Genomic DNA, 22,631 nt, shown 5'->3' with positions numbered 1-22,631 from the left:
CCCGCACTCATCGTCACCGCCACGGGCCGACCTGAGGGACGGCGGCTAAGCTCCAGTCGTGACGGACTCCCGACTGCGCGCCGACCTGATCACCCGTGAGTACCCGCCGGAGGTCTATGGCGGCGCCGGGGTCCACCTCGAATATCTGGCCCGTGACCTGCGCGGGCTGGCCGACGTGCGGGTGCACTGCTTCGGCGCCCCGCGCGACGAGGCCGGTGTCACGGCCTACCCGGAGCCCGCCGAGCTGGCTAAGGCCAACGCCGCGCTGCGCACCATGGGGGTCAACCTGGCCATCGCCCAGGGCTGCGCCGGCGCCGACGTGGTGCACAGTCACACCTGGTATGCGAATTTCGCCGGCCACACCGCGAAACTGCTGCACGGCGTCCCGCACGTGGTGACCACGCACAGCCTGGAGCCGCTGCGCCCGTGGAAGGCGGAGCAGCTCGGTGGCGGCTACGCGCTCTCCTCGTTCTGCGAGCGGACCGCGATCGAGAACGCCGACGCGATCATCGCGGTCTCCGGCGGGATGCGGCGTGACGTGCTCCGGGCGTACCCGTCGGTCGACCCGGACCGGATCCACGTCGTCTACAACGGCATCGACACCGAGCTGTACCAGCCGGATCACGGCACCGACGTGGTCGACCGGCTCGGCATCGACCGCAACCGGCCGAGCGTCGTGTTCGTCGGCCGGATCACCCGGCAGAAGGGCCTGCCCTACCTGATGCGGGCCTGCCGTCAGCTGCCCGCCGAGGCGCAGATCATCCTGCTGGCCGGCGCACCGGACACGCCGGAGATCGCCGCCGAGGTGGAGTCGCTGGCCCGGGACCTGCGCGGGACGCGTGACCCGCAGGGCGTGATCTGGGTGCAGGAGATGCTGCCGAAGCAGGAGGTCATCCAGGTCCTCACGCACGCCACCGTCTTCGTCTGCCCGTCGATCTACGAGCCGATGGGCATCGTCAACCTGGAGGCGATGGCCTGCGAGACCGCGGTGGTCGCCACCGCGACCGGCGGCATCCCCGAGGTGGTCGCGGACGGCGAGACCGGCCTGCTGGTCGGCATCGACCAGGTCCAGGACGGTACGGGTACGCCCGTCGACCCGGAGCGGTTCGTCGCCGACCTCGCCGCCACCCTGACCCGCGTGCTGAACGACCCGCAGCTGGCCGCGGAGATGGGCCGGGCCGGCCGTCGCCGTGCCGTGGAGATGTTCAGCTGGTCCCGGATCGCCGAGGACACCCTAGAGATCTACCGGTCGGTGCGGTGAGTCTGCTGCGCCGGCCACCGGTGCGGGTGGCGATGCTGCTGTCGGCGGTCCTGTTCGCCGGAGCGGTGCTGGGGATCGGCCTGGTCCGGGCCGCGTTCTACGAGCCGCCCGCGCGGACCGGCGAGGCCGACACCGTGGCGGTGGCCGACGCACCCACGCAGACCGTGACCGGGCTGTGCGGGGCCGTGCCGGTGTCCGCCCCGCGGGAGCTGCGCGGCATGTGGCTCACCACGGTCTACAACATCGACTGGCCGAGCCGGCCGGGGTTGCCGCAGGAGCAGGTCCGCGCGGAATATCTGCGCTGGCTGGATCTGGCCGTCGCGCAGAACCACAACGCGATCTTCGTGCACGTGCGCCCGAGCGGCGACGCGTTCTGGAAGTCCGACTACGCCCCCTGGTCGAACTGGCTGACCGGCCGGCTGGACGGCGCGGACCCCGGCTGGGACCCGATGGCGTTCATGGTCGACGAGGCCCACCGGCGCAACCTGGAGTTCCACGCCTGGTTCAACCCCTACCGGGGCACCCAGTTCGCCCCGTCCGGCGCGGGCACCGACCTGTCGAAGCTGCCCGCGAACCATCCGCTGGTGGTGCACCCGGAGTGGCGCATCGCGCACCCGTCCGGTGCCAAGGGCCGCTTCTACTACGACCCGGGCAACCCGGAGGCCCGCAAGTTCGTCGAGGACGCGATGCTGGAGGCGGTCGCGAGGTACGACGTCGACGGTGTCCACTTCGACGACTTCTTCTACCCGTACCCGGGTGACGGCAAGGGGCAGGAGTTCCCCGACGACGCGTCGTTCGCGAAGTACGGCGGCGGGAGGAGCCGCGCCGACTGGCGCCGCGACAACGTCAACACCCTGGTCCGCGAGATGAAACAGCGGATCGCCGAGGTCAAACCGTGGGTCAAGTTCGGGATCAGCCCGTTCGGCATCTGGCGCAACGGCGGCGAGGGCTCGGACACCAGCGGCCTGGAGAGTTACAGCGCCATCTTCGCCGACACCCGTACCTGGGTGCGCGAGGGCTGGCTCGACTACATCGTGCCGCAGCTGTACTGGACGGTCGGATTCGACAAGGCCGACTACGCCAAGGTGCTGCCCTGGTGGGCGAAAACGGTCAAGGGCACCGGCGTGCAGCTCTACATCGGGATGGGCGACTACCGGGTCGGTGAGAAGGGCGACTGGAGCGATCCGGCCGAACTGGACCGGCAGATGGTCCTGAACGACAGGTTCGGCGTGCAGGGCCAGGTCCACTACAGTGCCGCGTCGGTGCGCTCCGACCGGCTCGGCGCGACCACCCGCTACCGGGCGAAGCACTACGCGACGCCGGCGCTGCTCCCGCGGATCGCGCGGCTTCCGGCCGCACCACCGGCGGCGCCGCGGATCACCGCGGCGACCAGGTCCGGGACGGGCGCGGTGACCCTGACGGTCGCCGACGGTGGCGGCGCGAGCTGGGCCCTCTACCGTACGGACGGCAACACGTCCGCCCTCGTCGCGACCGGCCGGGCGGGCACCGCCGTGGTCGACCCGAAGCCACCGGCCGGTCCCGCCACCTACTGCGTCAGCGGCCTCGACCGGTCCGCCAACGAAGGTCCGCTGAGCAGCCCGTTCACCACCGCTGGATAATCCGGCGTTCGGTCGGCGAAGGTGCGGTCCACGGAGATAGCGTGAGCCGTGCCCCGAATGATCACGCTCACGGCCGCCGTCACGCTCGCCACCGTGCTCGCCCTGCCGTCCGCGGGACTCGCCGTCCCGCCCGGTGCGACGGCCGTGCGGCCGGGCGGTGCCGGCGTCCTGCCGCCGCCACCCGACGATCCGGCCGGCGCGCGGCTCACCGCGGCGCTGCTGCCCGCCGGTGAGGTGCCGGCCGGGTTCGCACCGCAGGCGGACACCACCGACGATCTGTTCGCCCGGATCCCGGCGGAGATCGCGGCCTGCGGCAACGGTGCCCGGGTACCGGCCGGGACGGTGTACCGCGAGTACGTGCGCGGCCCCGGCGACGAGGAACTGCTGGTGGAGACCCTGGCCGAGCCGGGAGCCGACGCGGCGCGTGCGGCGGTCGCCAAACTCGCCGGGCTGCTGCCGGGCTGCTCGTCGTTCACCCGGGCGGCGGGGGAGCTGCCGATGGACATGGGGTTCGCGCTCAGCCCGTACCCCCTGGCTCCGAAGATCGGCGACGCGTCGGCGGCCGTGAGTTTCGTGATGACCGTGCCCACCATGAAGCTGACCGTGAAGGGGCGCCTCCTGGCGGCCGCCGCCGGGAAGGCCTACGTCACCGTCCTGCTGATGAGTGAGACCGACCTGAAGGTCGCCGACCTGGAGGCCGCGGCCCGCAAGGCCGTCGCCAGGCTCGCGCCGGCCGGCCGGTGACTCAGCCGGTGACCCGGCCGTCGGCGACCTCGAGGCGGCGGTCGGTGGCGACCGCCTCCAGCATCCGGCGGTCGTGGGTGACCAGCAGCAGCGTGCCGGTGTAGGAGGCCAGCGCCGACTCCAGCTGCTCGATGGCCGCCAGGTCGAGGTGGTTGGTCGGCTCGTCGAGGACCAGCAGGTTGACCCCGCGGGCCTGGAGCAGCGCCAGGGCGGCACGGGTGCGCTCGCCGGGGGAGAGGGTGACCGCCGGGCGCAGCACGTGCTCCGAGCGCAGGCCGAATTTCGCCAGCAGGGTGCGCACCTCGGCGTCCGGCCAGTCCGGCACGGCGGCGCCGAACGCCCGGGCCAGCGGCTCGCCGCCGAGGAACAGGCCGCGTGCCTGGTCGACCTCGCCGACCACGACGCCGGGGCCGAGGTGCTGCGTGCCCGACTCCAGGGAAGTCCGGCCGAGCAGGGCCGCCAGCAGAGTCGACTTGCCGGACCCGTTGGCGCCGGTGATCGCCACCCGGTCGGCCCAGTCGATCTGCAACGTCACCGGGCCCAGTGTGAAGTCGCCGCGGCGGACCACGGCGTCGCGGAGGGTGGCCACGATCGCGCCGGCCCGGGGCGCGGTGGCGATCTCCATCCGCAGGTCCCACTCCTTACGGGGCTCCTCGACCACCTCCAGGCGCTCGATCATCCGGTCGGTCTGGCGGGCCTTCGCGGCCTGCTTCTCGCTGGAGTCGGCCCGGAACGCCTTGATGTTCTTGTCGTTGTCGGTGGCCTTGCGGCGGGCGTTGCGCACCCCCTTGTCCGCCCAGCCACGCTGCATCCGGGCGCGTTCGAGCAGGTCGTCCTTCTTGTCGGCGTACTCCTCGAACTCCTCGCGGGCGTGCCGGCGGGCCCGGTCGCGTTCCTCGAGATAGGAGTCGTAGCCGCCGCCGAACAGGTTGACCCGGTTCTGTGCGAGATCGAGTTCGAGCACCTTGGTCACGGTCCGGGTGAGAAACTCGCGGTCGTGACTGACCAGCACGGCACCAGCGCGCAGCCCGGCCACGAACGCCTCCAGCCGGGCCAGCCCGTCCAGGTCGAGGTCGTTGGTCGGCTCGTCGAGCAGGTAGATGTCGTAGCGGCTGAGCAGCAACGACGCCATTCCGGCGCGGGCCGCCTGGCCGCCGGAGAGTGCGGTCATCGGCAGGTCCAGCGCGAACCCGAGGTCGGCCTCGGCGATCCGCTCGTCCAGGTCGGCGCCGCCGAGGTCCAGCCAGGTGTCCAGCGCCGCGGCATAGCGGTCGTCGGAGCCCGGCACCTCCCGGCTCAGCTCCTCGGCGGCGGCGTCCATCGCCTCCTGCGCCGCGGTGACGCCGGTGCGGCGGCCCAGGAAGTCGCGCACACTCTCGCCGGGCCGGCGCTCCCGCTCCTGCGGGAGATATCCGACGTTGGCGGTGGGCGGGCTCAGCGAGACGCTGCCGCTCTCCGTGGGGATCGACCCGGCGAGGGTACGCAGCAGCGTCGTCTTGCCCGCGCCGTTCACCCCGACCAGGCCGATCACGTCGCCCGGCGCGACGACCAGGTCGAGCTCGGTGAAGAGGGTGCGGTCCCCGTGTCCCGCCGCGAGTTGCCGGGCGATCAGTGTGGCGCTCATCCGACCATCCTCTGATATTCACGCATGACGATATGGTGTGCCGATGCCACTGCTCGCCAGAAGCCTCACCGTGCTGATGGTTCTCGCCGGCTCCGCGGTCACCGCCGCGACGCCGGCCCACGCCGCGACCGGGACCCGGCCGGACCACGACTACGCCGCCGCCATCCGGGAACAGGTCTGGGTGCAGACCCCGGTCGACAGTGACTCCGACGGCCGGCCGGACCGGGTCGCCGTGCGGATCATCCGGCCCGCCACCACCCGCAAGGTGCCGGTGATCTTCCAGCCCAGCCCGTATTACGCGGGCCTCAACGACATCCCGAACCACGACGACGTCGACCGCGACGGCGGTGCGTCGGCACGGTCCTCGACAGTGGACCGCGCCGGAGTGATCACGTTCGCCGGTTACCTGGACAACTACTTCGTGCCCCGCGGCTACGCCGTGATCTTCGCCGACAGCCTGGGCAGCGGCGGCTCGGACGGCTGCCCGACCTCCGGCGGCCGCAACGAGACCCTCGGCATGAAGGCCGTGATCGACTGGCTGAACGGGCGGGCGCCCGGCTTCGACGCCGCCGGGGCACCCGTGCGGGCCGGCTGGACGACCGGGCGGACCGGCATGATCGGCGTCTCCTACAACGGCACCCTGCCGAACGCGGTCGCCGCGACCGGGGTGCGCGGCCTGGAGACGATCGTGCCGATCGCGGCGATCTCCAGTTGGTACGACTACTACCGCGCCAACGGCGGTGTCGTCGCGCCCGGCGGATTCCAGGGCGAGGACACCGACATCCTGGCCAAGGCCGTCCTGACCCGGGCCGACCCGGAGAGGTGTGCCGGGGTGACGGCCGAACTGGAACGGGAGCAGGACCGGGAGACCGGCGACTACAGCCGCTACTGGAACGAGCGGAACTACCTGCGCGACGCCGACCGGGTGCGGGCCAGTGTGCTGCTGGTGCACGGGCTGCACGACTTCAACGTGCGGACCCTGCACGCCGGACAGTGGTGGGACGCGCTCGGCCGCAACCACGTACCCCGCAAGATCTGGCTGCACCAGGCCGGGCACACCGACCCGTTCAACATCCGCCGCGACGCGTGGCTGGACACCCTGCACCGGTGGTTCGACCAGTGGCTCCACGGCATCGACACCGGGATCATGCGGGAGCCCATCGCCGACGTGGAGGTCGCGCCCGGCCGGTGGACGACCTCGACGTCCTGGCCGCTGCGGGGCCGCGACACCACGCTGCGACTCGGTGACGGGCCGCGGCGGACGTTCGTGGACGACACCTCCCGTACCGCCGGGTCGTTGGCCGCCGCACCGGACGCCGCCGACCCGAACCGGTTCGCCCACCTGACCGCGCCGCTGACCGCCGACGTCCGGCTCACCGGGACACCCCGGATCAGCGTCCGGGCCGACCTGGCCGGCGACTCGCCGTATCTGACGGCGCTGCTGGTCGACTACGGGACCGCCGACCGGTTCGTCCGGGTGCGCACCCTGACCGAACAGGACTGCATCGGGCCCGGCATCGAGGGCGACCCCGGCTGCTTCGCCAGACGGGAGTACGTGACGGCACCGTCGGACTACGAGATCGTCACCCGCGGCTGGATCGACGTGCGCAACCGGATCTCGCCGTCGTGGACCACGCCGGTCACGGCCGGGGAGGCGTACACGTTCCGGTTCGCGTTGCAGAGCACCGACCACGTGTTCGCGGCCGGGCACCGGATCGGCGTGGTGCTGATCTCCACCGACCGCGACCACACGCTGCGGTACCCGTCCGGGACGGTCGTCGGTGTCCGGCCCGGGGCGTCGTTCCTGACCGCCCGGCTCAGCCGCCTCCCCGGCGAGCCGGCGCTCAGCTGACGATCGGGACGGCCGTGCCGCTGACCCGTACCCCCTTGATCTCCGGATCCAGGCGGACGGTGATGCGGCTCGGCCGCCCCATGTCGTCGCCCTGCCGCAGGGTGACCGTCGCGGCGGCGCCCACCAGGCCCAGCTCCCGCAGATAACCGCCGAAGGCCGCGGCCGCCGCCCCGGTCGCCGGGTCCTCATACACCCCGCCCACCGGGAACGGATCACGCACGTCGAACTCGTTCTCCCCGGCCCGGAACACCAGCTGCACCGTGGTCCAGCCACGCCCGGTCATCAGCGCCTTCAGCGCCGGCACGTCGTAGTCCAGGTCCGCGAGCCGCGCACGGCTCCGCACGGCCAGAATCGGGTGGTACGCCCCACCGAACCCCACCTTCGGCGCAAGAAGCGGGTCCAGGTCACCGGCGTCCCAGCGCAGCGCCGCCAGCAGGGCCGCCAGATCGTCCGCCGCCAGCTCCGTGACGTGCGGATCCACGCTGGTCAGTGTGGCCGTCCCGGAGCCGTCGACGATGACCGGCACGAGACCCGCGTTGGTCTCGAACAGGTGCTCGCCCGGCCCCAGCGCGACCGCCGTCGCCACCGTGGCGTGCCCGCAGAACGGGACCTCGGCCAGCGGGCTGAAGTACCGCACCCGGAACCGGTCGCCGTCACGGGCCGTCACGAACGCGGTCTCCGAGTAGCCGACGTCCGCGGCGATCGCCTGCATGGCGGCGTCGTCCAGGGCGCCCGCGTCGAGGACCACGCCGGCCGGGTTGCCGCCGGCGGGGTCGAGGGTGAATGCGGCGTACCGCTGGATCCCGGTGGTCGGCTCGCTCGTCGTCATGAGGCGAAGCGTGCCGCGCGGCCGGAACCGCGACCAGAGCCAATCCCGCGGCCCTGGATGTGTCCGCCCGCACAGTCGTTGTTTGTCACAGGACAGGGGTAGCGTTCTTGCGGTGACACAGGCGCCCTTCGCGATCACACCCGTCCCGCCCGCCGATCTGCCCCGCACCGTGGGCGAGTTGCGTGCCTCCGGGCACGAGTTCCGCACCGTCAAGGAGGAGCTGCGCGACAACCTGCTGACCCGGCTCGGTTCCGGTGAGCCACGCTTCCCCGGCATCGTCGGCTACGAGGACACCGTGCTGCCCGAGGTCGAGCGGGCGCTGCTCGCCGGCCACGACATGGTTCTGCTCGGCGAGCGGGGGCAGGGCAAGACCCGGCTCATCCGTGCGCTCGTCGGCCTCCTCGACGAGTGGACGCCCTACATCGAGGGCTCCGAGCTGCACGAACATCCGTACCATCCGCTCACCCCGGCCGCCCGCCGGCGGGCCGCCGAGTCCGGTGACCTCCTGCCGGTCGCGTGGCTGCACCGCTCGGAGCGCTATGGGGAGAAGCTCGCCACCCCGGACACCAGCGTCGGTGACCTGATCGGCGACGTCGACCCGATCAAGGTGGCCGAGGGCCGCGCGCTCGGCGACCCGGAGACCATCCACTTCGGTCTCGTGCCGCGCACCAACCGGGGCATCTTCGCCGTCAACGAGCTGCCCGACCTCGCCGAGCGCATCCAGGTGTCGCTGCTCAACGTGCTCGAGGAACGCGACATCCAGGTCCGTGGCTACCAGCTGCGGCTGCCGCTGGACCTGCTGCTCGTGGCGTCGGCCAACCCGGAGGACTACACCAACCGCGGCCGGATCATCACGCCGCTCAAGGACCGGTTCGGGGCGGAGATCCGTACCCACTACCCGGTCGACCTCGAGCTGGAGATCGCGCTGATCCGGCAGGAGGCGTCCCTGGTCGCGCAGCTGCCGGCCTTCCTGGTGGAGGTGCTGGCCCGCTACACGCGCGGGGTCCGCGAGTCGCCGTCGGTCGACGCCCGCTCCGGGGTGTCCGCCCGGTTCGCGATCGCCGCCGCCGAGACCGTCGCCGCGTCCGCGCTGCGCCGGGCCGGGCTCCGTGGTGAGCGCGAGGCCGTCGCCCGCGTCTGCGACACCGTGTCGGTGACGTCGACGCTGCGCGGCAAGGTCGAGTTCGAGAGCGGTGAGGAGGGCCGGGAGACCGAGATCCTCGGCCATCTGCTGCGCGTCGCCACCGCCGAGACGTTCCGGGCCCGGCTCGCCGGTCTCGACCTGTCCGGTTTCACCGACCTCGTCGCCGAGGGTGCCATCATCCAGACCGGTGACCTGGTCAGCGCCGAGGAGCTGCTCGATCAGATCGGCACGGTGCCCGGCCTGGCCAAGGTCCTCGACCGGCTCGACCTCGGCGACGCGCCCAGCCCCGGTCAGGCGGCCTCCGGCATCGAGTTCGCGCTGGAGGGCCTGCACCTGACCCGCCGCCTGGCGAAGGAGCTGACCGACGACGGCCGCACCATCTACGGAAGCTGAGCCGCTGATGCCCACCTTCGCCACCCCCGCCCCCGCCGCGCATGCCGGGGCGGCACGATGAGCGGGAACGTCTTCCGGTACGGGGCCTGGCGGGACGGGCCCGATCCCCTCGCACCGCCCTACGACGTCCGGGCCGCCGTCGACGAGATGGGGGAGCGGGTCCTCGCCGGCGACAGCCTGCGGGACGCGCTGCGGGATCTGATCCGGCGCGGCCCGAGGGACGGGCGCGGGCTGGAATCGCTGCGCGAACGGGCCCGGCGCCTGCGCCGGGACGCGCTGCGGCGCGGCAACCTGGACGGGGCGGTGACCCGGGCGCGGCAGATGCTCGATCAGGCGCTGGCCACCGAGCGTGACTCGCTGGCGGCCCGGGACGACGACGCGGCCCGGTTCAACGAGGCCGTGCTGGACAATCTGCCCCGCTCGGTCTCGCAGGCCGTCTCCGACCTGTCCGACTACGACTGGTCCTCCGCCGAGGCGCGCGACATCTACCGGCAGATCCTCGCCGGTCTGCGTGATGAGGTGGTGTCGCAGCGCTTCGCGGGCATGAAACAGGCGCTCCAGCAGGGCGACATGTCCGACGTCTCGGCGATGCTGACGGATCTCAACGATCTGCTGGCCCGGCATGCCCGCGGTGAGGACACCGGCGACGCGTTCCGTGACTTCATGCAGCGGCACGGGCGCTTCTTCCCGGATGATCCGGCCGACGTCGACGAACTGATCGACTCCCTGGCCCGGCAGGCCGCCGCCGCCGAACGCCTGATGCGCTTGCTCAGCCCGCAGCAGCGCGAGGAACTCGAGCAGCTGATGGCCCAGGCACTCGGCGAGGGTCCGCTGCGGGGGCAGCTCGCCGAACTCACCGACAACCTCCGTGCCCTGCGTCCCGGCCTCAACTGGGGCCGCGGCGAACGGATGCGCGGCCCCGCCGATCTGGGTTACGGCGACGCCGCCTCCGCCCTCGGCGAGATCGCCGACCTCGACGAGCTGATCGACCAGCTCGGTCAGGAACACCCGGGCGCCACTCTGGACGACGTCGACGTCGAGGCGGTCGAACGGCAGCTCGGCCGGTCCGCCGCCGACGACCTGCGCCGCCTGCGTGAACTCGAACGCGAACTGCGCCGTCAGGGCTGGGTGCAACGCGACGCCGACGGGCTGACCCTGTCCCCGAAGGCGCTGCGCCGCCTCGGCCGTACCGCGCTGTCCGCGATCTTCCGGGACGTCACCGGCAAACGCGGTCAGCACGACATGCGCGACGCCGGCGCGGCCGGCGACCTGATCGGCTCCTCCCGCCGGTGGGAGTTCGGCGACGATCAACCCCTGGACGTGGTGCGCACCATCGGCAATGCGGTCCGGCGCCGCGCCGCCGGCCGTTCCGCCACCCTTCCGGTACGCCTGGAGCCCGACGACTTCGAGGTCGCCGAGACCGAGCGGCGCGCCTCGGCGGCGGTGGCCCTCTGCGTGGACCTGTCCTATTCGATGTATGCCGACGGTCGCTGGGGCCCGATGAAACAGACCGCCCTGGCCCTGTCGCATCTGGTGGCGACCAAGTACCCGCAGGACGCCCTCCAGATCATCGGTTTCGGCCGGTACGCCCAGACGCTGTCGCAGGGTGAGCTGGCCGCCATCGAGCCGACGATCGAGAAGGGCACGAATCTTCAGCACGCCCTCAAACTGGCCGCCCGGCATGTGCGCCGCCACCCGGGGGCCGAGCCGGTGATCCTGGTCGTCACCGACGGCGAGCCCACCTCCCACCTGGAGCCGGACGGCGAGGCCGTGTTCTGGTGGCCACCCATGCCGGAGACGGTCCAGGCGACCATCCACGAGGTGGACCTGCTGACCCGCTTCGGCGCCACCCTGAACGTGTTCATGCTCGGCGAGGATCCGGGTCTGCGCCGTTTCGTCTCCGCCGTGGCGCACCGCAACGGCGGCCGCGTCTTCAGTCCCGATCCGGCCGACCTGGGCCGCTACGTCATCGACGACTACGTCCGGGCCCGCCTCGGCCGCCGTCCTCGCTGACACCCTCCGGCAGGCGGCGCTCCGGCGGATCACGGCACCGTCGCCGCTGTCGCGCCGTCCGCTGAGAGGCGGTCGGCGCGCGGGGGCGAGATCAGAGGACCAGCCTCCTAGGATGGGCTGGCGAGTGTGGCCGGTGTGACTGCGCGTCAGGTGGGAGGACGCGGCTGGTTATAGTTGCTCGGCGAGCGACCGGGAACGTATGCGCACGACCGCCCGGATGCGGCGGCGATCGGGACCGGGCTCGCGAATGAGCCGGGCGGGGGCCTCGGCCGAGGGGGAGAGGAAGTCGCGATGTCGCAGCAACCTGCGCCGTCCATCCAATCCTCCGATCGGATCTGGACCCTGCCGAACGCGATCAGCTTCGTCCGGCTGCTCGGTGTGCCGCTCTTCCTCTACCTGCTGCTCGGCGTGGAGAACGACATCGCCGCCGTGATCGTGCTGATGGTCGGCGGCTCGACCGACTGGGTCGACGGTTACGTCGCCCGCCGGATGAACTCGGTGAGCCGGCTCGGGGAGCTGCTGGACCCGTTCGCTGACCGGCTCTACATCGTGGCGACGTTGCTCGGGTTCACCGTGCGTGAGGTGATCCCGCTCTGGCTGACCGGCGCGCTGCTGCTGCGCGAGGCCGTGCTCGGCGTGGTGCTGCTGATCCTGCGCCGCCACGGCTACGGGCCTCCGCCGGTCCACTACGTCGGCAAGACCGGGACGTTCCTGCTGCTGGCGTCGTTCCCGCTGATCCTGCTGGCCAAGGCGGTGCCGTCGATCGACTGGTGGATCGGGCCGGTGGGCTGGGGCCTGTCCTGGTGGGCGCTCGGTCTGTACTGGTGTGCGGCCGCTCTCTACGTGGTCCAGGCGGTGCGTGTGCTGCGCGCCGACCGCGAGGGCTCCTCGTGAGCCGTCCGCCCGCCGGCGACCCGGGCGGTGTCCCGGTCCGGCCGGAGCCGGCGGGCGAGAGCCCTGGGATCCGGCCGGCTTCGTCCGACGCCGCGGGGGGTGCCAGGGCCGCGTTGCGGGAGCCGAGCGGCTCCTGGGAGGGCCTGGGCAGCATAGGCGGGCCGCCGGACCCGGACGGCGGCTCGGGTAAACGGACGTACGCGCCGGACTTCCTGACCGAGTTGTTCCAGAACCCGCTCGATCCCGGCTACGCGGATGCCGCCGCCCGGCGGGCCAAGGAGGGCCCCCGGACCGGTGTGCGCCGGCGGGTGGCGGGCGTGTCGGTGACGCTGACCCTCACGGTGATCGGCTTCCTGCTGGTGGTGGCCTACCGGCAGACGATGGCCGAGGAACCGGCCCGGACGCAGGCGCGGGACCAGCTGATCGGCCAGGTGCAGAACCGGCGCGAGGAGACCGGGAAGCTCCAGCGGCGTGCGGACGAACTGGCCGACGAGGTGGCAGCGCTGCGCGACCGGGAGCTGGGCGGGCAGACGGCGGCGCGGTTACGTGACCTGGAGGCGCTCACCGGGCTGGCGCGGGTGCGCGGTTCGGGGGCGCGGATCACGCTGACCGACGGGCCGACGTCGGTGGACGCGGTGACCGGGCAGCGGCGGGTCGAGGCGCAGGTCAAGGACACCGATCTCCAGCTGGCGGCGAACGCGCTGTGGGAGGCCGGGGCCGAGGCCATCATGATCAACGGGCAGCGGCTGACGGCGACGTCGCGGATCCGGCAGGCCGGTGAGGCGATCCTGGTGGACATCCGGCCGGTGGGGTCGCCGTACGAGATCGTGGCGATCGGGCCGGACGATCTGGCCGACGACTTCCGCGAGGGGTATGCGGGCCGGTTCTTCGAGACGCTGTCGGCGCGGTTCGGGATCTCCTTCAAGACCGCCGAGGCCGATGACGTGACGCTGGAGGCGGCGACCGGCCTGAAGCTGCGGTCGGCCGAGCCCAGCATCGCGCCCGCTCCGTCGGGCTCCGCGAACGTGTCGTCCGGTGCGGGGTCGCCCGTGCCGGACTCGTCAGTGACGGAAGGCGGCCGATGATCGCCGTACTCGCCCTGCTTGCCGGTGTCCTGCTGGGCATCCTGTTCGAACCGTCGGTGCCACCCGAACTGGTGCCGTATCTGCCGATCGCAGTGGTCGCGGCGCTGGACGCGGTGTTCGGCGGGGTGCGCGCGAAGCTGGACGGCATCTTCGACGACAAGCAGTTCGTGGTGTCGTTCATCTCGAACGTGCTGGTGTCGGGCCTGATCGTCTACGTCGGCGACCAGCTGGGGGTCGGTGGTCAGTTGTCCACGGGTGTCGTGGTCGTGCTGGGCGTGCGGATCTTCGGTAACGTCGCGGCGATCCGACGGCACCTCTTCCGGGCATAGGACGCGAGATGACCGATCCTGACCGCGTGGCGCGGCCGCATGACGACGACGGGGGTACGGCCTCCGTCGTTCCACCGCGTGCCGGTGAGGAGCCGACCGTTCCGTTCGCCGCGGTCCCCCTGCTGGACGCCTCGATCGACGGCGACGAGCCGACCGTCTCCCTGGCGGGCCGCGACCTGTCCGCGCCGGGCCCGGACGCCCCCGGGACGGACGCGGCCGGGGCGTCTTCCACCGGGACGCCTTCCACCGGGACGCCGCTGGCCGGGACGTCTTCCACCGGGACGCCTTCGGCCAGGACGCCGCTGGCCGGGATCGACGGGGCCGGGTTGAGTGCGGCCGAAGCGACCCGCAACGACGGTGGTCGGGAAGTGGCGGCCGGGGTTCGCGCTGACGGGGAAGCTGTGACCGGGCAGCGAGCCGAAGTGCCGGAGATGTTCGGTTCGGGTGCTTATCGTGTGCTGTCCGGCGGCCCCGGGGAGGAGCACGGGCGGGCCGGTGCTCCGGCCGTACCCCCTGGTGATCTTGATCTCGGTGGTCGGGAGCCGGCCGGCGCGCCCCGGACGGGTGAGGCGGGGGAGACGTCGGACACGTCACCCGATCCGTCGATTTCCGGGGCGGCGACGGCGCCCACGGAAAGTGATCCTGGTCGCCCGCGGCTCCGGCGGCCGGCGCCGGCCGGGACGTTGATCTGGGTGCTGCTGGCGTTGCTCGGGTTCACGCTGGTGGTGCAGTTGCGCAGCAACGACGCGGATGACGGGCTGGCGGCGACGCGGCAGGAGGACCTGGTCCGGATCCTGAGTGATCTGGAGTCGGAGGACAGTCGTCTGCTGGCTCAGATCCAGGCGCTGGAGCAGAGTAAACAGCAGTTGAACTCCGAGGTGGGAGGCCGTGAGGCGGCTCTGGCGGAGGCCGAGCGGCGCAGTCAGGATCTGGGGCTGCTGGCCGGGACGGTGCCGGGTCGTGGTCCGGGTCTGGACATCACGCTGAGCGACGTGCGGGCGTCGGACGTGCTGAACACGGTGCAGGAGCTGCGGGGCGCCGGCGGTGAGGTGATGCAGCTCAACGGGGCGAACGGGGCGGCGGTACGGCTGGTCGCGTCGAGTTTCTTCGTGGACGCGTCGGGTGGTGGCATCATCGCCGACGGTGAGGAGCTGACCGGTCCGTTCCATCTGCTGGTGATCGGTCCGGCGAGCACGATGAGTACGGCGCTGCAGATCCCGGGCGGGGTGGTGGCGCAGGCGAAGAGTGACGGCGGTAGCGTGACCATGGACTCGCGTTCCCTGGTCGAAGTGACCACGGTGCGTAAGGCAGCAGCCCTGCGATACGCGCGTCCGGTGTCGTGATTAACGGAGGAAGCGTTGATTCCTGAGGATCTGCGGTATACCGCGGAGCACGAGTGGATCGCCGGTGACGGCAGTGGGCCCGTGCGGGTGGGCATCACCCATTTCGCGCAGGACGCGCTGGGTGACATCGTGTATGTGCAGTTGCCCGACGAGGGCACGGTGGTGCAGGCGGGCGACTCGCTCGGTGAGATCGAGTCGACCAAGAGCGTCTCGGAGATCTACGCGCCGATTTCCGGCACGGTGGTGTCGAAGAACGCGACGCTGACCGATGAGCCGGAAATCATCAACGGCGAGCCGTATGCGGCGGGCTGGCTGGTGGAGATCGCGCCGGATGATCCGGCGTCGGTGGCCGCGCTGCTGGACGCCGCGGCGTACCGGGCGCTCACCGAAAGCTGACGCCGCGGGCATTTTCATGCCCGTCCATTCGTTTCTTCCGCGAGTCCGGTTGCCCAGCGATATTGGCGCTGACTAGGCTCGCGGAGCACACGAAGAACTGTTATTCCTTTGAAACCGATAGTCGTGCGTCGGGCCGATATGGCCCTGGCGGGGCCGCAACGTCGCTGGCCTCGCCGGGAGGCGACGACCAACTGATCCGTGAGGTGGTCCGATGACGCGCCCAGACGACGAGTTCCCCCCGCTCGACGTCACGTCCACGCTGAACCTTGGCGCCCTTGACGAGGTGCTGGAGGGACCCGAGACGGACGTGGTTCCGAGCCGTGTGGCCGGCTCGCTCCCCCCGGGGATGGCTCTGCTGGTGGTGCGCCGTGGGCCCAACGCCGGCGCCCGCTTCCTCCTCGATCACGACGTGACGACCAGTGGCCGTCACCCGGACAGTGACATCTTCCTCGACGACGTGACCGTGTCGCGCCGCCACGCCGAGTTCCACCGCGACGGTGGCATCTTCACCGTTCGCGACGTCGGCTCCCTCAACGGTACGTATGTGAACCGCGAAAGGGTTGAAGCCGCGACGCTCAGCAATGGCGACGAGGTCCAGATCGGCAAGTTCCGTCTGGTGTTCATCGCCGGTCCGCGGCCGGAGGGCGAGGGCCGGGCGTGACGGAGTCGGGGGCGGCAGCGCGTGATCCGGGGGCTTCGCGCCCTCAGGACGGGCGTGAGGGTGCGCTGATGAGCATCGGGGAGGTGCTGGCCCATCTGCGCACCGAGTTCCCCGACACCACGATCTCGAAGTTGCGGTTCCTGGAGGCGGAGGGTCTGGTCGACCCGCAACGCACCGCCTCCGGGTACCGGAAGTATTCGTGGAACGACGTGGCCCGGTTGCGGTTCGTGCTGACCGCTCAGCGCGACCAGTATCTTCCCTTGCGGGTGATCCGGGAGCAGTTGGACCGGATGGAGAAGGAGCCGGTGGTTCCGCAGCGGCCCACGCTGGTGGCGGTGGGTGCGCAGCAGGCCCGGGATCCGGCGGACACCCGGGTGCCGAAGGCGGATCTGCTGGAGCGGACCGGTGTCGATGAGGCGCTGCTGGCCGAGCTGGAGCAGATCGGGCTGGTGACGGCGCGTCCGCCGGGGTGGTATGACGCCGATCAGGTGATCATTGTGGAGGCTGTGGTGGGTCTGGCCCAGTATGGGCTGGAGGTTCGTCACCTGCGTGCCTTCCGCAACGGCGCGGACCGTGAGGTGGGCCTGTTCACACAGTTGCTGGCGCCGTTGGCCCGTCAGCAGGACCCGGCGGCGCGGGCGCGTGCCGTGGAGACCGCACGTGAGCTGCAGGCGCTTTCGCAGCGGCTGCACGCGGCGCTGGTCCGTTCGGGCCTACGGGGTGAGTTGGGTCGCTGAACCCGCCGCCGTGCGGATCAGGTGCCCGTGGTGTGCGTGTACCGTGCAGGTTAGGGCGGCTGCGCTGCAGCCGAGACGATAACGACACGGAGGCGGCGGTGCGTGAGCTGAGCGTGGTCGGGGTCCGGGTGGAGCTGCCCAGCAACCAGCCGATCGTGTTGCTGCGGGAGGTCGACGGCGACCGTTATCTCCCGATCTGGATCGGTGCGGTCGAGGCCACCGCGATCGCCTATGAGCAGCAGGGCGTCAAGCCGGCACGGCCGCTGACGCATGATCTCCTGCGCGACATCCTGGCGGCGCTGAAGGCGCCGCTGAAGGCGGTCGAGATCACCGAGCTGAAGGACAACGTCTTCTACGCCGATCTGCTGATCGGTGACAATCTGCGGGTGTCGGCGCGGCCGAGTGACTCGATCGCGCTGGCGTTGCGGGTGGGTGCGCCGATCCGGTGTGCCGACCAGGTTCTCACCGAGGCGGGGATCGTGATCCCTGACGAGCAGGAGGACGAGGTGGAGAAGTTCCGCGAGTTCCTCGACCAGGTGCGGCCGGAGGATTTCGCGGGCTGACATCGACCGGCGCCGTTCGTCCGTGCGCGGCGTGTCGAGCGGTTACCTCCATGTTTCGGCCGTGATTGAGATATACGCTCGTGAAGTCCAGGTGAACCGGCACACCGCCTAGATTTTGATCATGGGCGCGGGGGAGGTAGTCGCGTGCACGAGCAACCTCTTGAAGGCCCACTCGTCGGCGAGGACGGCGAGGTCGGTTATCGCGGTGTCACCGCCTGTCAGGCGGTCGGGATCAGCTATCGGCAGCTCGATTACTGGGCGCGGACCACGCTGGTGATCCCGAGCGTGCGGGACGCGTCCGGTTCCGGCACCCAGCGGCTCTACTCGTTCCGTGACCTGGTCGTTCTCAAGGTGGTCAAGCGCCTGCTGGATGCCGGGGTGTCGTTGCAGAACATCAGGCGGGCGATCGAGACGCTGCGGTCGCGCGGGGTGGACGATCTGGCCGAGATCACGCTGATCTCGGACGGGACGACGGTGTATGAGTGCCGGTCGCCGGAGGAGGTCGTGGACCTGTTGCAGGGCGGCCAGGGTGTGTTCGGCATCGCGATCGGCGGGGCGTTCAAGGAGATCCAGGGTTCGCTGTCGCACCTGCCGGCGGAGCCCGCCACCGGCCCGCAGCCGGTCGGTGCCGTTGCCGTCCCGGATGGCAACGATGAGCTGGCGGCCCGCCGGGCCCGGCGTCGCGCGGGATAGCGGACGGTTTCTGGCCGCATTGCTGGCTACTGTCGCTGCGTGACTCACATCGCAGACAGCCACGGTGTCATCCAGGTCCGCGGGGCCCGGGAGAACAATCTTCGCGACGTCTCGCTGGACATCCCGAAACGGCGGCTGACCGTCTTCACCGGTGTCTCCGGTTCCGGCAAGTCGTCGCTGGTGTTCGGTACCATCGCCGCCGAGTCGCAGCGGATGATCAACGAGACGTATTCGGCGTTCCTGCAGTCGTTCATGGGCAGTCCGGCCCGGCCCGACGTGGACGCCCTGCACAATCTGAGCGCGGCGATCGTCGTCGATCAGGAGCGGATGGGTGCCAATGCCCGCTCCACTCTGGGGACGGCCACCGACGCGTACACGATGCTCCGGATCGTCTTCAGCCGGCTGGGGTCGCCGAGCGCCGGCAGTGCGCTCGCCTACTCGTTCAACGCCGAGGGCATGTGCCCGGGCTGCGAGGGTCTGGGCAAGGTCTCCAGCCTCGACCTGGACCAGCTCGTCGACCGGTCGAAGTCGATCAACGAGGGTGCGATCACGGTCCCGAACTTCAGTGTCGACGGCTGGTATGTGCGCGGGTTCGCCGAGTCGGGGCTGTTCGACCCGGACAAACCGGTGCGTGAGTTCACCGCGGCCGAGCTCGACGACTTCCTCTACAAACCGTCGATCAAGATCAAGGTCAACGGCATCAACACGACGTACGAGGGCCTCGTGGTCAAGGTGCAGCGGATGTACCTGACGAAGGAACGGGAGTCGGTGCAGCCCCACATCCGGGCGTTCATCGACCGGGCGGCCACGTTCGCGGCGTGCCCGGACTGCGGGGGCAGCCGGTTGAAGCCGTCGGTCCTGGACTCGCGCATCGACGGCCGGAACATCGCCGAGTGCTCGGCCATGCAGGTCAGTGACCTGGCGGAGTTCCTGGCCGGGGTCACGGCGCCGTCGGTGGGCCCGGTCGTGGCGAACCTGCGGCAGACCCTGGACTCGCTGGTGGAGATCGGGCTGGGATATCTGTCGCTGGACCGGGAGTCGGCCACGTTGTCCGGTGGGGAGGCGCAGCGGGTCAAGATGGTCCGGCACCTCGGCTCGAGCCTGACCGACATCACGTATGTGTTCGACGAGCCGACGGTGGGCCTGCACCCGCACGACATCCAGCGGATGAACGGGCTGCTGCTGCGCCTGCGGGACAAGGGCAACACGGTCCTGGTGGTCGAGCACAAGCCGGAGACGATCGCGATCGCCGACCACGTGGTCGACATCGGCCCCGGTGCCGGTCCGGCCGGCGGCCGCATCCAGTTCGAGGGCGACGTGCCCGCCCTGCGTGCCTCGGACACCCTGACCGGGCGCTACCTCGGGCATCGCGTCGAACTCAAAGCCTCGACAAGGCCACATACCGGACAAATACCCATTCGAGACGCGGCTACCCACAATCTCAAGAACGTCTCGGTCGACGTCCCCACCGGTGTGCTGACCGTCGTCACCGGCGTTGCGGGATCCGGCAAGAGCTCCCTGATCTACGGATCACTGCCGCAGCGTGACGGCGTCATCGTCGTCGACCAGTCCGCCATCCGCGGCTCCCGGCGCAGCAACCCGGCCACCTACACCGGCCTGCTCGACGCCGTCCGTACCGCCTTCGCCAAGGCCAACGGCGTCAAGGCCGCCCTGTTCAGTGCCAACTCCGAAGGCGCCTGCCCGAACTGCAAAGGCATCGGCCTGGTCTACGTCGACCTGGCGATGATGGCCGGCGTCGCCGGGGTCTGCGAGGAGTGCGAGGGCAAACGCTTCATCGCCCGGGTGCTGGAGTACAAACTCCGCGGCCGCGACATCAGCGAGGTCCTGGCCATGCCGGTCAGCGAGGCCCTCGACTTCTTCACCGAGAAGCCGGCCCGCGCGATCCTGGAACGCCTCAACGCCGTCGGGCTCGGCTACATCACCCTCGGCCAGCCGCTCAACACCCTGTCCGGCGGCGAACGGCAGCGACTCAAACTCGCCGTCCACATGGGCAGCGGCGTCGCCACCTACCTGCTCGACGAGCCGACCAGCGGCCTGCACCTGGCCGACGTCGACCAACTGCTCGCCCTCCTCGACCGCCTCGTCGACAGCGGCAACACGGTCATCGTCATCGAACACCACCTGGCCGTCATGGCCCACGCCGACTGGATCATCGACCTGGGGCCGGGCGCCGGCCACGACGGCGGCACCGTCGTCTTCACCGGCACCCCCGCCGAACTCGTCGCCAAGTCCGACACCCTGACCGCCCGGCACCTGCGCGACTACATCTCCTGGGAGAGGAACGCCAGCGCGGTCGTGGCGAACAGCGGGGAGTCGATGATGTCGTAGTGGGTGGTGCCCGGCAGGATCGCCAGCGCATGCCCACCCTTGGGCCGGCCGTCGCGCATCCAGCCGCCGTCGCGCTGACCACCGTCGAGCAGGGCGAAGATCTCCGCGAAGTGGCTCGGCGGGACCATGTCGGCGTCGGCGCCCATGATCAGGGTGGGCACCTGGAGCCCCCGGACCTCCTCGGTGAAGTCGAAATCCCGCTGCATCGCCTCGCCGATCTTGTCGAGCAGCCGCGGGAAGTCCTCCGGGCGCGGCGCCACCCGCTGGTACAGCTCGTACATCGGGGTCTCCTTCATGAACTCGACGGCTGCCGCGTTCACCTGGGCCTGCTGCTCCAGCAGGTCCGGGTAGAAGGCGGTGCGCCGGATCCCCGCCGACGTCGCCACCAACCTGCCGACCTTCCCCGGGTGGCGGCTCGCCAGATGGAGACCGACTCCGCCGCCGAGGGAGAATCCGACCACGTCCGGGCGGTCCAGGCCCAGGTGGTCGATCAGCGCCGCGACATCGTCGGCCATCAGGGTGTAATCCAACGGCCGGTCCACATCCGCGGTCCGCCCGTGCCCCTGAAGGTCGACCAGGATCACCTGGTGATTCTCGGCGAACGCCGGCAGCGACGCCCCGAACATCTCACCCGAGCCGAGCCCGCCGTGCAGCAGGATCAGCGGCCGGCCGGCCCCGTGCGTCTCGAAGTACAGGTTGATCCCGTTGACCTCGGCGTAGCTCATGACGACTCCCTCATACTGTTCAGCAATGCCTACATCGGGTGGACCGGGCCCGTACCGGAAACTCATCGCTGCCGTGGAAAAGAATCCGCGATAGGTTCGGGCGCGTGAGTGACGCGGTGACAGACCCACCCATCGAAGCCCAGCTGGAACGCTTCCGGCCGGAGCTGACCGGCTACTGCTACCGGATGCTCGGCTCGGCCTTCGAAGCCGAGGACGCCGTGCAGGAGACCATGATCCGCGCATGGCGCGGCCACGACAGTTTCGAGGGCCGCTCGTCGCTGCGCTCCTGGATCTACCGGATCGCCACGAACGTGTGCCTCAACATGGTCGACAGCGCCCAGCGGCGGATCCGGCCGATGGACCTCGGCCCCGCCGGCTCCGGCCACGCCACCGACCCCGGCGCGATCCACCCCGAGAAGATCTGGGTCGGCCCGGTCCCCGACGAGCGCATCCTGCCCGAAGGCTCCGACCCGGCGAACCTGATCGCCGAACGCGAATCCATCCGCCTGGCGTTCGTCGCCGCACTCCAGCACCTGCCGTCCCGGCAGCGGGCCGTGCTGATCCTGCGCGAGGTGCTGGCCTGGTCGGCGCAGGAGGTCGCCGACCTGCTCGACACCTCGGTGGCCAGCGTCAACAGCGCCCTGCAACGGGCACGCGCCACACTCGCGGCCGCCACGCCGTCGGCGGGCGACACCTACCGGCCCCTCGACGCCGAGCAGCGCGAGCTTCTCGCCCGCTATGTCAAAGCCTTCGAGGCGTACGATCTGCGCGCCCTCACCACACTCCTGCACGAGGACGCCACCCTGTCGATGCCGCCGCTGGCCCTGTGGCTCCGCGGTCACGACGACATCAGCGCGTGGATGTCCGGTACCGGCAGCGGCTGCGAGGGCTCCCGCCTGATCCCGGTGATCGCCAACGGCCTGCCCGCCTTCGGCCAGTACCGTGCCAGCCCCACCGGCGACGGCCACGACCCGTGGGCCCTGATCGTCCTGGAGATCGCCGACGGCCGCATCGCCGCCGTCAACAACTTCCTCGACACCGCCCGGCTGTTCCCCCTGTTCGGTCTCCCATCGCACCTCCCGCCGACCGACCTGCCCTGACGGTCACGATTGCCCGGCCCCGCCGGGTCCGTCGTGGGGACGGACCCGCCCGGGGCCGCTCGTGTCCGGCGGCCCTCCGCCGCCGTCACCGTGCCGGGTCCCGGTGGGCCGTGGGCCCGGTCGTGTCCGGCTCCACTGCGCTGTCACCGGTGTCGTTGTGCCGGGTGTCGGCGGGTCGTGGGCCGGTCGTGTTCGGCTCCATTCCGCCGTCACCCGTGTCGCTGTGCCGTGGGCCGGTCATGTCGGGCTCTATTTCGGTGCCGCAGTGTCGGTGCGC

21 protein-coding genes are annotated in these 22,631 nt (G+C 70.9%); 17 read left to right on the top strand and 4 right to left on the bottom strand.

Features of this window, described 5'->3' with window-relative positions:
- Positions 1–58: 58 nt before the first annotated feature.
- The 3 genes from glgA to BC793_RS01035 are packed head-to-tail and all read left to right on the top strand — an operon-like array spanning position 59 to position 3,624.
- A complete protein-coding gene (glgA, locus tag BC793_RS01050; RefSeq protein ID WP_109588625.1) occupies positions 59–1,261 on the top strand; it encodes a glycogen synthase in 1,203 nt (400 codons plus the stop codon).
- Positions 1,258–2,880: a glycoside hydrolase family 10-like protein gene (locus BC793_RS01045; RefSeq protein ID WP_239169802.1), complete on the top strand. Its 1,623-nt coding sequence runs from the start codon at positions 1,258–1,260 to the stop codon at positions 2,878–2,880. Before glgA ends, BC793_RS01045 begins: the two co-directional genes overlap by 4 nt.
- Before the next feature lie 57 nt (positions 2,881–2,937).
- Entirely contained in the window at positions 2,938–3,624 is a 687-nt protein-coding gene (locus BC793_RS01035) for a hypothetical protein (protein ID WP_158319175.1), read from the top strand.
- A 1-nt stretch (position 3,625) separates the two neighbouring features.
- Here the strand turns inward: BC793_RS01035 and BC793_RS01030 are convergent, their stop codons facing one another.
- Positions 3,626–5,248 (bottom strand): ABC-F family ATP-binding cassette domain-containing protein, encoded by a 1,623-nt coding sequence (locus BC793_RS01030; protein ID WP_109588622.1) that lies wholly within the window; start codon positions 5,246–5,248, stop codon positions 3,626–3,628.
- Between the two features lie 43 nt (positions 5,249–5,291).
- Here BC793_RS01030 and BC793_RS01025 point away from each other — a divergent pair, with 43 nt between their 5' ends.
- The gene (locus tag BC793_RS01025) at positions 5,292–7,100 is read left to right on the top strand and encodes a Xaa-Pro dipeptidyl-peptidase (RefSeq protein ID WP_109588621.1); all 1,809 of its coding nucleotides are present in this window, start codon (positions 5,292–5,294) and stop codon (positions 7,098–7,100) included.
- Here the strand turns inward: BC793_RS01025 and BC793_RS01020 are convergent.
- A complete protein-coding gene (locus tag BC793_RS01020) occupies positions 7,093–7,929 on the bottom strand; it encodes a PhzF family phenazine biosynthesis isomerase (RefSeq protein ID WP_109588620.1) in 837 nt (278 codons plus the stop codon). The two genes, BC793_RS01025 and BC793_RS01020, sit on opposite strands and share 8 nt — an antisense overlap.
- Positions 7,930–8,041: 112 nt before the next feature.
- Between BC793_RS01020 and BC793_RS01015 the strand changes: the two genes are divergently transcribed.
- The 12 genes from BC793_RS01015 to BC793_RS00960 all read left to right on the top strand — a co-directional run bounded on the left by BC793_RS01015 (position 8,042) and on the right by BC793_RS00960 (position 20,529).
- Entirely contained in the window at positions 8,042–9,466 is a 1,425-nt protein-coding gene (locus BC793_RS01015; RefSeq protein ID WP_109588619.1) for a sigma 54-interacting transcriptional regulator, read from the top strand.
- Between the two features lie 57 nt (positions 9,467–9,523).
- The gene (locus tag BC793_RS01010) at positions 9,524–11,479 is read left to right on the top strand and encodes a vWA domain-containing protein (RefSeq protein ID WP_109588618.1); all 1,956 of its coding nucleotides are present in this window, start codon (positions 9,524–9,526) and stop codon (positions 11,477–11,479) included.
- A gap of 291 nt (positions 11,480–11,770) precedes the next feature.
- The gene (gene clsA, locus BC793_RS01005) at positions 11,771–12,373 is read left to right on the top strand and encodes a cardiolipin synthase ClsA (RefSeq protein ID WP_109588617.1); all 603 of its coding nucleotides are present in this window, start codon (positions 11,771–11,773) and stop codon (positions 12,371–12,373) included.
- Complete coding sequence (locus tag BC793_RS01000) at positions 12,370–13,458, top strand: DUF881 domain-containing protein (RefSeq protein WP_373871196.1); 1,089 nt, start codon at positions 12,370–12,372, stop codon at positions 13,456–13,458. Before clsA ends, BC793_RS01000 begins: the two co-directional genes overlap by 4 nt.
- The gene (locus BC793_RS00995) at positions 13,455–13,787 is read left to right on the top strand and encodes a small basic family protein (protein WP_109588616.1); all 333 of its coding nucleotides are present in this window, start codon (positions 13,455–13,457) and stop codon (positions 13,785–13,787) included. The genes BC793_RS01000 and BC793_RS00995 overlap by 4 nt, the downstream gene beginning before the upstream one ends.
- 26 nt (positions 13,788–13,813) lie before the next feature.
- On the top strand, positions 13,814–15,130 hold the full coding sequence (locus BC793_RS00990; RefSeq protein ID WP_249037369.1) for a DUF881 domain-containing protein: 1,317 nt from the start codon (positions 13,814–13,816) through the stop codon (positions 15,128–15,130).
- A 15-nt stretch (positions 15,131–15,145) separates the two neighbouring features.
- A complete protein-coding gene (gene gcvH / locus BC793_RS00985) occupies positions 15,146–15,526 on the top strand; it encodes a glycine cleavage system protein GcvH (RefSeq protein WP_109588615.1) in 381 nt (126 codons plus the stop codon).
- A gap of 211 nt (positions 15,527–15,737) precedes the next feature.
- Positions 15,738–16,187 carry an oxoglutarate dehydrogenase inhibitor Odhl gene (gene odhI, locus BC793_RS00980; RefSeq protein WP_109588614.1) on the top strand — a complete coding sequence of 150 codons (450 nt, stop codon included), beginning with the start codon at positions 15,738–15,740 and terminating at the stop codon, positions 16,185–16,187.
- Positions 16,188–16,255: 68 nt separating this feature from the next.
- Positions 16,256–16,924 carry a transcriptional regulator FtsR gene (ftsR, locus tag BC793_RS00975; protein WP_109588613.1) on the top strand — a complete coding sequence of 223 codons (669 nt, stop codon included), beginning with the start codon at positions 16,256–16,258 and terminating at the stop codon, positions 16,922–16,924.
- Positions 16,925–17,022: 98 nt separating this feature from the next.
- A complete protein-coding gene (locus BC793_RS00970; protein ID WP_092540989.1) occupies positions 17,023–17,487 on the top strand; it encodes a bifunctional nuclease family protein in 465 nt (154 codons plus the stop codon).
- Positions 17,488–17,631: 144 nt separating this feature from the next.
- Positions 17,632–18,180 (top strand): MerR family transcriptional regulator, encoded by a 549-nt coding sequence (locus BC793_RS00965; protein ID WP_109588612.1) that lies wholly within the window; start codon positions 17,632–17,634, stop codon positions 18,178–18,180.
- A 39-nt stretch (positions 18,181–18,219) separates the two neighbouring features.
- Complete coding sequence (locus BC793_RS00960; protein ID WP_109588611.1) at positions 18,220–20,529, top strand: ATP-binding cassette domain-containing protein; 2,310 nt, start codon at positions 18,220–18,222, stop codon at positions 20,527–20,529.
- On the opposite strand, the gene BC793_RS00955 is transcribed toward BC793_RS00960, so the two are convergent.
- On the bottom strand, positions 20,463–21,254 hold the full coding sequence (locus tag BC793_RS00955; RefSeq protein ID WP_109588610.1) for an alpha/beta fold hydrolase: 792 nt from the start codon (positions 21,252–21,254) through the stop codon (positions 20,463–20,465). The two genes, BC793_RS00960 and BC793_RS00955, sit on opposite strands and share 67 nt — an antisense overlap.
- A gap of 104 nt (positions 21,255–21,358) precedes the next feature.
- Here BC793_RS00955 and BC793_RS00950 point away from each other — a divergent pair, with 104 nt between their 5' ends.
- Positions 21,359–22,354 (top strand): sigma-70 family RNA polymerase sigma factor, encoded by a 996-nt coding sequence (locus tag BC793_RS00950; RefSeq protein ID WP_239169804.1) that lies wholly within the window; start codon positions 21,359–21,361, stop codon positions 22,352–22,354.
- 85 nt (positions 22,355–22,439) lie between these two features.
- On the opposite strand, the gene BC793_RS49430 is transcribed toward BC793_RS00950, so the two are convergent.
- On the bottom strand, positions 22,440–22,595 hold the full coding sequence (locus BC793_RS49430) for a hypothetical protein (protein WP_158319174.1): 156 nt from the start codon (positions 22,593–22,595) through the stop codon (positions 22,440–22,442).
- Positions 22,596–22,631: the final 36 nt, after the last annotated feature.

It is taken from the genome of Actinoplanes xinjiangensis (assembly GCF_003148685.1).
Classification (GTDB): domain Bacteria; phylum Actinomycetota; class Actinomycetes; order Mycobacteriales; family Micromonosporaceae; genus Actinoplanes; species Actinoplanes xinjiangensis.
This window is presented reverse-complemented; position numbering and strand designations above follow the sequence as displayed.

What these genes read in the sequence shown, in the direction of transcription:
- BC793_RS01030 (WP_109588622.1), bottom strand. Translation starts at nt 5,248, where the DNA reads ATGAGCGCCACACTGATCGCCCGGCAACTCGCGGCGGGACACGGGGAC.
- BC793_RS00995 (WP_109588616.1), top strand. Translation starts at nt 13,455, where the DNA reads ATGATCGCCGTACTCGCCCTGCTTGCCGGTGTCCTGCTGGGCATCCTG.
- BC793_RS01010 (WP_109588618.1), top strand. Translation starts at nt 9,524, where the DNA reads ATGAGCGGGAACGTCTTCCGGTACGGGGCCTGGCGGGACGGGCCCGAT.
- BC793_RS01020 (WP_109588620.1), bottom strand. Translation starts at nt 7,929, where the DNA reads ATGACGACGAGCGAGCCGACCACCGGGATCCAGCGGTACGCCGCATTC.
- BC793_RS49430 (WP_158319174.1), bottom strand. Translation starts at nt 22,595, where the DNA reads ATGACCGGCCCACGGCACAGCGACACGGGTGACGGCGGAATGGAGCCG.
- BC793_RS01035 (WP_158319175.1), top strand. Translation starts at nt 2,938, where the DNA reads ATGATCACGCTCACGGCCGCCGTCACGCTCGCCACCGTGCTCGCCCTG.
- BC793_RS00955 (WP_109588610.1), bottom strand. Translation starts at nt 21,254, where the DNA reads ATGAGCTACGCCGAGGTCAACGGGATCAACCTGTACTTCGAGACGCAC.
- clsA (WP_109588617.1), top strand. Translation starts at nt 11,771, where the DNA reads ATGTCGCAGCAACCTGCGCCGTCCATCCAATCCTCCGATCGGATCTGG.
- BC793_RS01025 (WP_109588621.1), top strand. Translation starts at nt 5,292, where the DNA reads ATGCCACTGCTCGCCAGAAGCCTCACCGTGCTGATGGTTCTCGCCGGC.
- ftsR (WP_109588613.1), top strand. Translation starts at nt 16,256, where the DNA reads ATGAGCATCGGGGAGGTGCTGGCCCATCTGCGCACCGAGTTCCCCGAC.
- odhI (WP_109588614.1), top strand. Translation starts at nt 15,738, where the DNA reads ATGACGCGCCCAGACGACGAGTTCCCCCCGCTCGACGTCACGTCCACG.